The organism is Salinifilum ghardaiensis (assembly GCF_054491345.1).
The window spans coordinates 3,260,794-3,274,494 of sequence record NZ_CM137101.1; the positions used below are offsets into that span (position 1 = coordinate 3,260,794).

General features: G+C 71.7%; 11 protein-coding genes. 4 read left to right on the top strand and 7 right to left on the bottom strand.

The window, feature by feature from the left end; translation table 11 throughout:
* Nucleotides 1–233: 233 nt before the first annotated feature.
* From ACVGV0_RS14805 to ACVGV0_RS14825, 5 genes are all read right to left on the bottom strand, one after another.
* On the bottom strand, nucleotides 234–620 hold the full coding sequence (locus tag ACVGV0_RS14805) for a Zn-ribbon domain-containing OB-fold protein (RefSeq protein WP_459156268.1): 387 nt from the start codon (nucleotides 618–620) through the stop codon (nucleotides 234–236).
* Nucleotides 617–2,779, bottom strand: coding sequence for an acetate--CoA ligase family protein (locus ACVGV0_RS14810; protein WP_459156269.1), 2,163 nt, complete (start codon nucleotides 2,777–2,779; stop codon nucleotides 617–619). The genes ACVGV0_RS14805 and ACVGV0_RS14810 overlap by 4 nt, the downstream gene beginning before the upstream one ends.
* Before the next feature lie 88 nt (nucleotides 2,780–2,867).
* The gene (locus tag ACVGV0_RS14815; protein ID WP_459156270.1) at nucleotides 2,868–4,196 is read right to left on the bottom strand and encodes an MFS transporter; all 1,329 of its coding nucleotides are present in this window, start codon (nucleotides 4,194–4,196) and stop codon (nucleotides 2,868–2,870) included.
* A 311-nt stretch (nucleotides 4,197–4,507) separates the two neighbouring features.
* Complete coding sequence (locus ACVGV0_RS14820) at nucleotides 4,508–5,398, bottom strand: LysR substrate-binding domain-containing protein (RefSeq protein ID WP_459156271.1); 891 nt, start codon at nucleotides 5,396–5,398, stop codon at nucleotides 4,508–4,510.
* Nucleotides 5,399–5,506: 108 nt separating this feature from the next.
* Nucleotides 5,507–6,361 carry an HTD2 family dehydratase gene (locus ACVGV0_RS14825; RefSeq protein ID WP_459156272.1) on the bottom strand — a complete coding sequence of 285 codons (855 nt, stop codon included), beginning with the start codon at nucleotides 6,359–6,361 and terminating at the stop codon, nucleotides 5,507–5,509.
* A 283-nt stretch (nucleotides 6,362–6,644) separates the two neighbouring features.
* On the opposite strand from ACVGV0_RS14825, the gene ACVGV0_RS14830 reads away from it, so the two are divergent.
* The 4 genes from ACVGV0_RS14830 to ACVGV0_RS14845 all read left to right on the top strand — a co-directional run bounded on the left by ACVGV0_RS14830 (nucleotide 6,645) and on the right by ACVGV0_RS14845 (nucleotide 10,658).
* A complete protein-coding gene (locus ACVGV0_RS14830; protein ID WP_459156273.1) occupies nucleotides 6,645–7,856 on the top strand; it encodes an MmgE/PrpD family protein in 1,212 nt (403 codons plus the stop codon).
* A gap of 63 nt (nucleotides 7,857–7,919) precedes the next feature.
* A complete protein-coding gene (locus ACVGV0_RS14835) occupies nucleotides 7,920–9,086 on the top strand; it encodes an acyl-CoA dehydrogenase family protein (protein ID WP_459156274.1) in 1,167 nt (388 codons plus the stop codon).
* A 77-nt stretch (nucleotides 9,087–9,163) separates the two neighbouring features.
* On the top strand, nucleotides 9,164–9,922 hold the full coding sequence (locus tag ACVGV0_RS14840; RefSeq protein WP_459156275.1) for a GntR family transcriptional regulator: 759 nt from the start codon (nucleotides 9,164–9,166) through the stop codon (nucleotides 9,920–9,922).
* Nucleotides 9,923–9,977: 55 nt separating this feature from the next.
* Nucleotides 9,978–10,658: a GntR family transcriptional regulator gene (locus ACVGV0_RS14845; RefSeq protein WP_459156276.1), complete on the top strand. Its 681-nt coding sequence runs from the start codon at nucleotides 9,978–9,980 to the stop codon at nucleotides 10,656–10,658.
* 49 nt (nucleotides 10,659–10,707) lie between these two features.
* On the opposite strand, the gene ACVGV0_RS14850 is transcribed toward ACVGV0_RS14845, so the two are convergent.
* On the bottom strand, nucleotides 10,708–12,354 hold the full coding sequence (locus ACVGV0_RS14850; RefSeq protein ID WP_459156277.1) for a fumarate hydratase: 1,647 nt from the start codon (nucleotides 12,352–12,354) through the stop codon (nucleotides 10,708–10,710).
* An 83-nt stretch (nucleotides 12,355–12,437) separates the two neighbouring features.
* Nucleotides 12,438–13,580, bottom strand: a complete 1,143-nt coding sequence (locus tag ACVGV0_RS14855) for a CaiB/BaiF CoA transferase family protein (RefSeq protein ID WP_459156278.1) — start codon at nucleotides 13,578–13,580, stop codon at nucleotides 12,438–12,440.
* Between the last annotated feature and the right edge of the window lie 121 nt (nucleotides 13,581–13,701).

Here is a 13,701-nt window from a genome sequence, read left to right on the forward strand (position 1 = left end):
GGACCCGTCGAGGTAGGCCGGCCGGATGCCCAGGTATTCGGCGGTGTCCATGGCGGCCATGGGGTAGTAGGACGAGGCCGCGAACAATCCGTCCACATCGGACTTCGTGATGCCCGCCTCGGCGAGAGCGCGCACCGCCGCCTGCCCGACCAGGTCCAGCGGCGTCAGACCGGGCTCGACCTCGCCGAGGTCGGACTCGGCCACCCCGACCACGGCAGTGGTTCCCCGCAAACTCACGACCGACCTCCCCTCCGGAACACCGCCACCGGCGCGCCCCCGTCGTCGGCGACGGCGAACACGACCCGGGACCCGATGGCAACCCGGTCCGGCTCGACGTCCTCGATCCGCGACATCATCCGGAACCCCTCGTCGAGGTCGACCAGCACCACGTTGTGCGTTCCGCGGCGAGAGCGCACCGCGGTCGTCGAGTAGACGGTTCCGGTGCCGTTGCTGCGGTGCCAGTCCAGCTCACCGCTGCCGCAGCGCGGGCACAGCACACGAGGGCGGAACACCGCCGCCGAACACCCGCGACACCGCTGGAAGCGCAGTTCGCCCCGGGCGAGGCCGTCGCGGAACACCGCCTCCGGAGCCGCCCCGGGGGAGTGCGCCCCACCGCTCATCGTTCTTCCCCCTCCTCCGCCAGCACCGCCAGGCAATCCACGGCGACGGCGCCGCAGCCGCGCTCGCCGAGCAGCAGCGGGTTGACGTCCAACTCGACGACGTCCTCGGCGAGGTCGTGCGCCAGCCAGGACAGGCGTGCCACGACGTCCGCGGCGGCATCGAGGTCGCGGGGCGGTCGTCCTCGTACCGCACCGAGCACGCGGCTGCCGCGCAGCGACAGCAGCAGGCGCCTGGCCGCGGCGGCATCGAGCGGGGCCACGCCGATCCGGCTGTCCGCGAGGACGTCCACCAGGACGCCGCCGAACCCGACGACCACGACCGGCCCGAACGACGGATCGTGCTTGAGGCCGACGATGAGCTCGGTGCCGGCCCGCACCATCCGCTGCACCAGCAGGCGCGCGCCGCGGTCGCCGGCCTCGCGCGCGGTCCGCAGCAGGTCCTCGGCCGCACTTCGCACCGAGTCGGTACCGGACAGGCCGAGCCGCACCCCGCCGATGTCGCTCTTGTGCCCGATGCGGTCCGACGAGAGCTTGACGGCGACGTCCCCGCCCAGTTCCGCAGCGGCGGAAGCCGCCGCCTCCGGAGTGCTGGCGGGGAGAGCTCCCGCGCACGGGACGCCGTAGGCCGCGACCACCCGGCTGGATTCGTGCTCGCTGAGCTGGGTCCGGCCCGCGGCCCGCGCTCGCGCGACCACGGTGCGCGCGGCGGTGTCGTCGATGTCGGCGGGGCGCTGCGGATCGGGCAGGGCCGGGCGCAGGCTGAAGTCGACCAGCACTCCCAGGGCCGCTGCCGCACGGCCCGCGTCGGTGTAGCAGGGGATCCCGAGTTCTCGCAGCCGTTGGCGCGGACGGCCGCTGCCGCCGGTCCACACCACGACCAGGGGGCGGTCGGTGGAGCGGTGCGCGCGTTCGATCGCGTCGATGAGCTGCGCGGAGCCCGCGTCCGCGTTCCCGAGCAGGACTGCGATCATGTCGGTGTCCGGGTGCTCCACGGCGACTTCGAGCCCGCGCCGCAGCAAGTCCGGCTCGCTGATCAGCGCCGCGGTCAGGTCGATCGGGTTGCGCGGCGAACCGAAGGCGGGCAGGACCGACGCCATGCGCTGCTGCCACTCCTCGTCCCACGCTCGGACCTCGATGCCGTGGCTGCCGGCCACGTCCGACATGAGGACACCGGCCCCACCGGACAAGGACAGGGTCGTCAGGCGACGCCCCCGGGCCCGTCGCCCGGTGGCCAGCACCTGCGCCGCATCGAGCAGCGGTTCCGTGCCGTCGACGCGGACCATGCCGGACTGCCGCACCGCGCCCTCGAACACGGCGTCCTCCCCGGCCAGGGACGCGGTGTGCGACTGCGCCGCGCGCGCACCGGCCGCGGAGCGGCCGACCTTCACGGTGAGGATCGGCTTGTCCAGCTCGTGCGCCCGGCGCGCCACGTCCAGCAGCTGCCGCCCGCGGCCAGCACCTTCCAGGTAGGCCAGCAGGACCTGCGTCCGCTCGGATTCCACCAGCCCTCCCAGGACTTCCGCCACCGAGAGATCGGCCTCGTTGCCGGTGTTGACGTAGTGCGAGATCCCGATGCCCGACTGCTGCGCCTCGCTGAAGACGAACGATCCGAACGCCCCGCTCTGGCTGACGAAGGACACCGGGCCCTCGTGCAGGTCGACGTCCTCGTCCAGCGCCGAGGTGAACGTCGCCACCGCTCGGTCCCGCACGCTCATCATGCCCAGGCAATTCGGGCCGAGCACCCGAACACCGGTCTCGTCGATCGCTGCTCGCAGCTCCTCCTGCAGCGCCGCGCCGCGAGCTCCGACCTCGGCGAACCCGGCGGCCCCCACGATCGCGACCGGAACTCCGCACTCGGCGTAGGACCGCACCCCCGCGGCCGCTCGTTCGGCCGGCAGCATGATGAACGCGAGGTCGATGTCGCCGTCGATGTCCTCGAGCCTGCTGTAGGCGGGCAGTCCTTGGACGTCGCCGCGGAAAGCGTTGACCGGCAGGATCCGCCCGCCGAAACCGAACCGCTTCAAGTGGTCCACCGGTCGCCCGGACAGCTTGATCGGGTCGTCCGACGCGCCGAGTATCGCGATCGAACGGGGGTGCAGAAGTTTCTCGACGGCCTGCTCGCGCCCGTCGACACCGGTCACGACGTCGGGAGTGCTCACGGCGTTCCCCTTCCCTCGTTCGCTGCGTCGCGGGGAGGCCCGGCGCAGGAGCTGCTCGGCGATGCCTCGTCGAGGACGGCTTCTCGGGTCAGTGCGGGCGGGTGGTGGCGGGTTCCTCGCGGGTTTCCGCGGTCTCCGCGCGCTCCGAGGAGGTCAGCAGCGCCCGGGCGCCGAGCAGCGACATCAGCACCGTGATCAGCGCGTAGACCATCACCGGCACGACCGACGTGAACGCGGCGAGCAGGGACTGCATGATCAGCGGTGTCAGACCACCGACCAGCCCGGTCAGCTGGTAGGTCATCGACACCCCGGTGTAGCGAACGGCCACCGGGAACGCCTGGGCGAGCATGCCCGCGAAGATCGCGTAGTACATGACGTCGGGAAGCGTGGCCAGGATGACGCCGGTCGCGGCCGCGGCGAGGTCGCCCGTGCTGATCATCGCGAACATCAGCGGCAGCGCGGGGAGCTCGAGGACCAGCAGCAGGGTGACGGTCTTCCGCGGGTTCCAGCGGCTCGCCAGCAACGCCCCGAACGGTTGGACGAGGAACTGCACCGCTGCGCTGACGAGGAGGACGGCGAGGAAGGTGCTCTTGGCGAATCCGAGCTCCCCGGTGGCCCAGGACAGCGCGAACGCGTTCTTGCCGTAGGCCACCGTGAAGATGACGATGGCCGCGCACATGCCGAGGAGGACGGTCCGCGCGTGCGACCGGAACAGCGCGACCAGCGGAACGCGCTCCGTCCTCTCCTCCGCCGCCAACGCCGCCATGGCGGGGGATTCCTCGACGCTCAACCGGACCACGAGCCCCACCATCACGAGAACGGCGGAGGCCAGGAACGGCACGCGCCACCCCCAGCTCATGAACGCCTCCTCCGGCAACGCCTGGGAGACGAGCACGAACACCGCCCACGCCAGGAGCTTGCCCGCGGGAGAGCCCTGCTGGGCGAACGCCCCGAAGAGGAAACCGCGCTCCTTCTTCGCGTGCTCGGTGGCGATCAGCACCGCGCCGCCCCACTCGCCGCCGACGGCCAGCCCCTGCACGAACCGGAACAGCGTCAGCAGCACCGGTGCGGCCGCACCGATCTGGGCGTAGGTCGGCAGCAGCCCGACACCTGTCGCGCTCACTCCCATCAGCAGCAGCGTCGTGATGAGAGTCGCCCTGCGCCCGATCCGATCGCCGAGGTGCCCGAAGACGATCCCGCCCAGCGGGCGGGACAGGAAACCGGCCCAAAAGGTGGCGAAGGAGAGGACGAGGCCGATCGACGGCGGCACCGCGGAGAAGTACAGCGGCGCGAACACCAGGGCCGACGCCGTGCCGTAGAGGTAGAAGTCGTACCACTCGACGGTGGTCCCCACGAACGAGGCCACACCCGCTTTGCGGGCCATCTTCTCGTCCGGTGGAAGAGCACTTCCCCGCATGGCCAATCCCCCTCGCATCTCCTGCGCGCGCCATCGGCCCACAGGGGCGGTGCACTGGTCCCGCTCACCGGCGGGTCCGCGTGGTTCGGATCGGGGACAACGGTCGGCATCGGGCCGAATTCCTGGTTGATCCGAAGTTAGAGATCCGAAGGCGTCCCCGTCCAACACGGATGTCGTGCACGCGTGATTGCGCCGCGCGGCCAGGCAAAACGGGATCCGGGCGCGCCCGCTGCACCGCCCCGGATGAGCGGGGTCGGGCCTGCGCGGGATCTCCCGCCCCGCGGCTGCAGCGCTGTGCTGCCGCGGAGCGACTAGACTTCTTCGACGACTTCGTCGAGCAGGTCGACGAGGGCGTGCAGAGCCGGGTTGGGGTCGTCCTCCCGCCACGCGAGTGCCAGCGGTATCGCCGGCGCATCGCGCAGCGGAACCAGGAGGACTCCCGGCAATTCGAGGTGCCCGGCGCTCACCGGCACCAGGCCGACTCCGGAACCGGCGCCGACCAGCGACAGGATCGTGTGCGTGTCCGGTGCTTCCTGCGCGAAGTGGGGGCTGAAACCGCACTGGAGGCAGGCGGCCTGCACGACCTGGTTGACCACCGAACCCCGCCCCACGGGGTAGCTGATGATGGGTTCGTCCTTGAGGTCGTGCAGGTCGACCTGGCCGCTACCGGACAGGGGGTGTCCGGTCGGCAGCGCGACCACCAGGGGATGCCGGTGCAGCTCCCGAACGTTCAGGCCCTCTTCCGCGGGAATCGGCAACCGCAGCAAACCCGCGTCCACCTCCCGCCGGTTGAGCCGGTCGACGAGCTCGCCCCCGTAGAGGGGGCTGATGATGTCGAAGCGCACGTGCGGATGGCGTTCGCGGAACTTGCGCACGATCAGCAGCAGCACCTCGTAGGAGGTGGGGCCGCTGAAGCCGAGCCGCAGCGAACCGGTCTGCCCGGCCGCGGCCCTGCGAGCCGCCAGCGGGGCGGCGTGCGCGGCGGTCAGCATCTTGCGGACCTCGGCCAGGAAGGCCTCTCCCGCCGCGGTCAACGTGACGGAGCGGGTCGTGCGCCGCAGCAGGGAGACCCCGACTTCGTTCTCCAAGCGCTTGATCTGCTGCGACAGGGGCGGCTGCGACATGTGCAACCGCTGGGCCGCCCTGCGGAAGTTCAGCTCCTCCGCCACGACGACGAACGTCTCAAGGTGGCGCAGTTCCACGCGCACCTCCCGGTTGTGCGGCCTCGTGCTCCCGGCAACGGAGGATTGTGCCACCCGGCGTGCAGCACGTCCCTGCGCAGAGCACGTCGTCCGCGGTCGCCAGGACCATCACGCGAACCGCACCGCCGCCTCCGCCACGACCTCCTCCGGAGCGGTCAGAACGGCCATCTCGGCGGATCCTTCCCCGGGGGCACCGGTGATCAGGGCGGGGCTGCCGGCGAAGAGGGGGCGACGCAGCCGGTAGTCCACCGCGGAGATGCGCGCACCGGTGCGTTCGCGCCGCGCCAGTTCGGTCATCAGCATCACCAAGATCGGCCCGTGCACCACCAGGCCGGGGTAGGACTCGACCTCGCGCGCGTACGGCTCGTCGTAGTGGATGCGGTGCGCGTTGGCGGTCAGGGCGCTGAACCGGAACAGCCGCACCGGGTCCCCGGTGAAGGGCTGCTGCCAGGAAGCTGCGGACTCCGGCCGCTGCTGCGGCGCCTCCGCCTGCGGGCTCTTGGTCGTGCTTTCGCCCGAGCGGTAGACGTAGTCCTGCTCCTCGACCAGCCGCAGGTCGCCTCCCTGCCGGAACTCGCTGCGGACCGTCACGAAGACCATCTCCCCGGACCGGCCGTGCTTGACGGCCACCTGCGACAGCGACGAGGTGCGCTCGGCGGGAGCACCCACCTGGAGCGGCCGGGTGATCGCCAGCCGCCCGCCCGCGAACATGCGCCTCCTGTTCGGGATCGGCGGCAGGAAGTGCCCGTGCACCGGGTGCCCGTCCGCGCCGAGCTCGCTGTGCACCGGCCAGTCCAGGAAGTACACCCAGTGCCACAGCGGGGGCAGTTCCGCGCCGGCGACGAGGTGCTGCGGCACCTCCAGGACCGCGGCCAGCGCGCGGCCCTGCTCGGGCGGCAGCGCATCGCTGCTGCTCGCAGTCCCGGGCTCCCACCCCTCCAGGTACGCGTCGAGACCAGGCATCGCTCCCCTTCCCCGTTCGTACCGGCGAGGCGCGCTCCGCGCTCCACCGTGCGGGCACATTTGGCCGTACAATTCGCGCACCGCAACTACACAGGCACGGCCTGCGCGTGTCAACATCCGCCCCGCCCGCGCAACGGAATCCCTGCACCGCATCGACGATCCCGCTCCACGAGCACGCGTTGACGCGGAACTGATTTGGCCGTACAAATACATCACGGAAGGTCGCCGAACGCGTGCACGCCCGGCTCGACGACTCCCGATCCCCGGAGCACCGGAAGGAACCATGTCGAGCACCGACTCCCTCGCCCGGTGGGCAGCAGGGCTCACCCCGGACGAGGACGACCTCGCGCTGGCGCAGCGGTCCCTCGTCGACACGGCGGCGGTCACCCTGGCCGCGCGGGAACACCCGCTGGTGCAGATCGCTGCCGAACTGCCGGACGCGGCCCGCTGGGCGTCCATCGGGCACGTGCTGGATTTCGACGACCTGCACATCGACTCGACGACGCACATCAGCGCGGTCATCGCACCGGCGGTGCTGGCCACCGGGGGTGGTGCGCGGGCCTACCTGGCCGGGGCCGGCGTCATGGCCCGGTTGGGCGCTGCGCTGGGGTGGTCGCACTACGCGGCGGGCTGGCACGCCACCTGCACGGCCGGTGCCCCGGCAGCGGCCGCGGCCGCCGGCGTGGCGATGGGGCTGCCCGCGCACCAGTTGGCCACCGCCATGGCCCTGGCGGTGCCGGGCGCGGGCGGCGTGCAGAACGCCTTCGGCACGCACGCCAAGTCGCTGCAGGTCGGGTTCGCCGCGCAGGCCGGGCTCCGAGCCGCGCAGCTGGCCCGGGCCGGTGCCACGGCCGATCCGAGCGCGCTGGACGCGTGGCTGGACCTCGTGGGCGGCAGCACCGCGGCCATCGACACGTCGGGGCCAGCCGTCCCCGGCGGTCTGGCCATCAAGGTCTTCCCGTGCTGCTACGCGATGCAGCGCCCCGTCGCCGCGCTGCGCGCGATCCGCCACGAGCTCGGCGAGGAACCGGTGCAGCAGGTCCTGGTGCGCACGCCGAAGGCGTCGGTGCTACCGCTGATCCACGACCGGCCCCGAACCGGCCTCGAAGGCAAGTTCAGCCTGCCGTACGCGATCGCGACCGCCCTGCTCGACCCCTACCCCGACTTCACCGCCTTCACCGATGCGGCGGTCAACCGCACCGCGGTCCGCGGGCTGCTCGACCGCGTCGAGCAGCAGCTCCACGACGAGGGCGGCGACGACCTGCTCACCGGGGAGGTCGACATCGAGGTCCGGACGACCGGCGGCGCGCGACTGCGCACCCGGCTCGCCCGCCCTCCCGGCGCGCCGTCCTGCCCACCGTCGGAGACCGAGTTCGACCACAAGCTCACGAGCTGCGGGCCCGATGTCGCCGACCTCCTCGCCGGGGCCACCTGGGAGTCCGTCGGCGAGCTGCTGCGCAGCACCTTCCCCGGATCCCGGGAGCGGAGCCCGTGACGGCACCGCAGCCGGCGGGCCGGCTCCGAGCACACGACCGCACCTGAGGACGGGAACACGCCCATGAGCACCGCGGACATCCTCGAAGAGCACGAGCGACTCGTCGTCGAGACCGTGCGCGACTTCGTCGACAAGGACGTCAAGCCGGTCGCCGCCGAACTCGAGCACGCCAACACCTACCCCGAAGCCCTCATCGAGAAGATGAAGCAGCTGGGCGTCTTCGGGCTGGCGATCCCCGAGGAGCACGGCGGCACGCCGGTGTCGACGCCCTGCTACGTACTGATCACCGAGGAGCTCGCCCGCGGCTGGATGAGCCTCGCCGGAGCCATGGGCGGGCACACCGTCGTGGCGAAGCTGCTGCTGCACTTCGGCACCGAGCAGCAGAAGGACCAGTACCTGCCGCGGATGGCCACCGGCGAGGTCCGCGCGACGATGGCGCTGACCGAACCCGGCGGCGGCTCCGACCTGCAAGCCATCACCACCCGGGCGCGCCGCGACGGCGGGGAGTACGTCGTCAACGGCACCAAGACGTGGATCACCAACTCGCGTCGCTCGCAGCTGATCGCCCTGCTGTGCAAGACCGATCCCGAGGCGACGCCCGCGCACGAGGGCATCTCCGTCCTGCTGGTCGAGCACGGCCCCGGGCTGACCGTCTCGCGGGACCTGGACAAGCTCGGCTACAAGGGCGTGGAGAGCTGCGAGCTGTCGTTCGCCGACTACCGGGCACCGGTCGAAGCCGTGCTCGGCGGCACCGAGGGAGCGGGCTTCGCCCAGATGATGAAGGGGCTGGAAACCGGGCGCATCCAAGTCGCCTGCCGAGCGCTGGGCGTCGGCCGGGCCGCGCTGGAGGACGCGTTGCGCTACTCCCAGCAGCGCGAGAGCTTCGGCAAACCCATCTGGAAGCACCAGTCGGTCGGCAACTACCTCGCCGACATGGCCACCAAGCTCACCGCTGCCAGGCAGCTGACCCTGCACGCCGCCCGCGAGGCCGACGCGGGCAGGCGGGTGGACATGGAAGCGGGCATGGCCAAGCTGCACGCCTCCGAGACAGCCATGGAGATCGCCCTCAACGCGGTGCGCATCCACGGCGGGCACGGCTACTCCACCGAGTTCGACGTCGAGCGCTACTTCCGCGACGCGCCCCTGATGATCGTTGGCGAGGGCACCAACGAGATCCAGCGCAACGTCATCGCCTCCCAGCTGGTCGCGCGGGGCGGGCTCGATGCGTGATCCCCGCGGTGGCGGTGCGGCACCGCGCGAGCCGCGCCATCGACCACGGTCGTGGACGAGGAGGGGGTGAGGCGGACATGTCCGCGACGACCGGCGACGACAACGGGCGGGAAACGGCCTACACCAGGCTCGCGCGGCAGCTGCGCACCGCCATCCTGCAGCACGAGTACCCCGACGGCGTCCGCCTGCCCACCGAGGCCGAGCTGGCCCGGTCGCACCGGGTCAGCAGGCAGACCGTCCGACGTGCTTTCCAGGACCTGGTCAGCGAGGGGATGGTCTACCGGGTGCCGGGCCGCGGCACGTTCGCCGCACCCCGCGAAGAGCAATACCTGCGCCAGTTCGGATCCGTCGACGACCTCATGGGCCTGTCACTGGACACCACCCTCGAGCTCGTCGCGCCGCTGCGGCGCCAGATCGACCTCGACGCCGCGGGCAGGCTGCACCTGCAGTCCGACCGGGTGCACAAGCTCGCCTTCCTGCGGCTGCACGAGGACGTCCCGTTCTGCCTGACCACCGTCCACCTGCCGCCCGCCGTGGGCGGCCTGGTCGAGGAGGTCCCCGAGCTGAACGAGGTCGGCGCCCGCAGCCGGGCCACCATCATCGGGCTGCTCGACGACCGGCTCTCCGACCCGATCGCCGAGGCCGAGCAGAGCATCACCGTGGCCGCGGCCGACGCCGGCACCGCCCGGCACCTCGGCTGCGAACCCCACCGGCCGCTGCTGCGCATCGACCGCATGTACCGCAGCACCGCGGGGCAGGCCGTGGAGCTCGCCGTCAGCTACTTCCTGCCCGAGCACTACTCCTACCGCGTCAGGCTCCGCCGCAACGTCCGGTAACGGCCGGCAGCCGGCTCGCGGTCCGGGAAACCCCCGTTCAATACACTGGTCAGCTGTGGACCTGAGGCCCGTGCACACGCCCACCAAGAGTGAGGCCGCCTACCACGCGCTGCGCAGCGCGATCCGCAACGGCGAGCTGCGGCCCGGGCAGCGCGTCACGCTCAACGAGCTCGCCGGGAGCCTCGAGATGAGCCTGACCCCGGTACGCGAAGCGCTGCGGCACCTGGCCAGCCAGGGCCTGGTCGAGCAGCAGCCGAACCGGGGGACGGTCATCGCCGAGTACACCCTGGAGCGGGCCCGCGAGATCTACCGGCTGCGCCGGGTGCTGGAGCCGCTGGCCGCGGAGCTGTCCGCCACGCACGCCACCGAGGACGACCACCGCGAGATCGCAGCGGCGCTGGAGGACCTCGACCGGGCCGTCTCCGCGGGACGTGACGCCGAGGTGCCCGCCCTCAACGCCGTGCTCCACAACCGCATCTACGCCGCGGCGCGCTCGCCGTACCTGCTGGAGTTCATCGACAAGCTCTGGAACGGCGTCCCGTTCCAGGCGATCAGCCTGGCCGACCGGCAGCAGCGCTCCGGCGAGCAGCACCACGCGATCGTGCGCGCCGTCGTCCGCGGCGACCCCGCCGAGGCGTCCCGGCTGATGCACGAGCACATCTCCGAGGCCGCCGAGGAGACGTTCCGCCAGTTCGAGACCGCCGGCGGCGAAGGTACCCCCGCCGGCGGGCGTTGACGCTCCCGCTCGACCCCGCGCCAGGCCGCAGAGGGGCGCTGACGGCTGCTCACCGCCGTGAGCCGATGGTGAGCGGCGGCCCCGCCGGATCGCTGAAGAAGTCGCCGCCCTTGTCGTCGACCACGACGAACGCCGGGAAGTCCTCGACCTCGATCCGCCGGACGGCCTCCATGCCCAGGTCCGGGTACTCCAGGACTTCGACCCCGCGGATGCAGTCCCGGGCCAACCGGGCCGCCGGACCACCGATGGACCCCAGGTAGAAACCGCCGTGCCGCCTGCAGGACTCGGTGACGGCGGCGGAGCGGTTCCCCTTGGCCAACATGACCAGCGAACCGCCCGCGGCCTGGAACCGCTCGACGTAGGAGTCCATCCGGCCCGCCGTCGTCGGCCCGAACGAGCCGGAGGGGCAGCCCTCCGGCGTCTTCGCCGGTCCCGCGTAGTAGACCGGGTGGTCCCGCAGGTAGTCGGGCATCGGCTCGCCCGCGTCCAACCGCTCGGCGATCCTGGCGTGGGCGATGTCGCGGGCCACCACCAGCGGACCCGACAGCGCCAGGCGGGTGGCCACCGGCAGCCGGGACAGCCGCTCGCGGATCTCGGCCATCGGCCGATCGAGGTCGATGTGCACCGCCTCCCCCGTGCCGAGATCCTCCTCGGTGGTGTCCGGGAAGTACGCGGCGGGGTCCTGCTCCAGCCGCTCCAGGAAGACCCCCTCCTCGGTGATCCTGCCCTTGGCCTGCCGGTCCGCCGAGCACGACACCGCCAGCGCGACCGGCAGCGACCCGCCGTGCCGGGGCAACCGCACGACCCGCACGTCGTGGCAGAAGTAGCTCCCGCCGAACTGGGCGCCGATCCCCAGCTCCCGCGTGATCTCCCAGACCTCCTGCTCCCACTCGCGATCACGGAACCCGTGCCCCAGCGGTGAGCCGTGCTCCGGCAGCGCGTCGAGGTGGTGCGCCGAGGCGAGCTTCGCGGTCTTGAGCGCGTGCTCGGCACTCGTGCCTCCGACCACCAGCGCCAGGTGGTACGGCGGGCAGGCAGCAGTTCCCAGCGACCGCAGCTTCTCCTCGAGGAACGCCCGCATCCGCTCCGGCCGCAGCAGCGCCTTGCTCTCCTGGAACAGGAACGACTTGTTCGCCGATCCTCCGCCCTTGGCCATGAACAGGAACTCGTACTCGGCACCGGCGGTGGCCTCCAGGTCGATCTGGGCGGGCAGGTTGGTGCCGGTGTTGACCTCCTCCCACATCGACAGCGGCGCCATCTGCGAGTACCGCAGGTTCAACCGCTCGTAGGTCTCCTGGATCCCCCGCGCGAGGTGCCGCTGGTCGCGCTCATCGGTCAACACCCGCTGCCCGCGCTCGCCCAGCACGATCGCCGTGCCGGTGTCCTGGCACATCGGCAGCACTCCCCCGGCCGAGATGTTGGCGTTGCGCAGCAGGTCCTTGGCCACGAACCGGTCGTTCGGCGAGGCCGCCGGATCGGCGAGGATGCCGGCGAGCTGGCGCAGGTGCGCGGGGCGCAGCAGGTGCGCGATGTCGGCGAAGGCCGTGGCGGCCAGCATCCGCAGGACCGCGGGATCCACCGCCAGGAAGCTCCGTCCCGCGGCGTTCTCGACGCCCACCCCTTCACCGGTGAGCATCCGGTACTCGGTTTCGTCCGGTCCCAGCGGGAGGAGCTCGGTGCCAGCGGGGTCCGCCATCGTCGTCCTCCGTCCTTCCTCGGCTCGCCGGCACTCCGGAAGCGGCGCCCGCCCGCTCGCGGAGGCTCGGCGGATCGGTCGGTTCAGCCCGCTCGGCCGTCGAACTCGGCCCGAACTTCCTCGGTGTGCTCACCGAGCGCGGGGACAGCCCCCATCCGCGGCTCACGTCCTGCCATGGTCACCGGCGGCAGCAGCGCGTGCAACGGTCCGGCCGGCGAGTCCACCTCGCGCCAGCGGTCCCGCGCCGCCAGCTGGGGGTGCTGCGCGAATTCCGCGAGAGTGCGCATCCGCGCGTTGGCGATCCCCGCCGCTTCCAGCTGATCCACCGCCTCGTCGGCCGTGCAGGACGCGAGGGCGCGCTCGATCACGTCCGCGAGCTCCCCCTGGTGCTGCACCCGTGCCGGGTTGGTGGCGAAGCGCTCCTCGGTGGACAGTCGCGCATCGCGCAGGACCTCCTCGCACAGCTTCCGCCACTCGCGGTCGTTCTGCACCGCCAGGAAGACCTGCGCACCGTCACCGGCGGTGAACGGCCCGTACGGCGCGATGGCGGCGTGCCGCGCACCGGTCCGCGGCGGGGCCGCGTCACCGTAGGTCGCGTAGTAGTACGGGTACCCCATCCACTCCCCCAACGCGTCCATCAGGGACACTTCGAAGGCACCGCCCCGCCCCGTGCGCTCCCGTTCGTAGAGCGCTGCGAGCACCCCGGAGTAGGCGTACATGCCCGCGGCGATGTCCGCGACCGAGATCCCCGCCTTCGCCGGCTCGTCAGCGCTGCCGGTGACCGACACCAGCCCCGCCTCGCACTGCACCAGCAGGTCGTAGGCCTTCTTGTCCCGGTACGGCCCGGAACTTCCGTAACCGCTGATGTCGCAGACGACGAGGCGCGGGTAGCGCGCGGTGAGCTCCGCACCGCCGAGGCCGAGCCGGTTCGACGCCTCCGGCGCCAGGTTCTGCACGAACACGTCGGCACCGGCGAGCAGCGACTCCATCACCGCGCGGTCCGAGGGGTCCTTGAGGTCGAGGACCACGCTTTCCTTGTTGCGGTTGAGCCAGACGAAATGGCTGGCCATGCCCTTGACGGTCGTGTCGTAGGCGCGTGCGAAGTCCCCCGCGGCGCGCTCGACCTTGATCACCCGAGCACCGAGGTCGGACAACTGGCGGGTCGCGAACGGCGCGGCGACCGCCTGCTCCAGCGCCACCACGACGACTCCCTCCAACGGCAACATCGCAACCTCCTCAGCAGGGGCGAGCACGTCGGCACCCGAAGCATTCCAGCTAGTTTTATAAATTATCAATGACATGTTGTCACGAGGTGTGGCCTGGATTACGGTTCCCACTCGTGTCGGC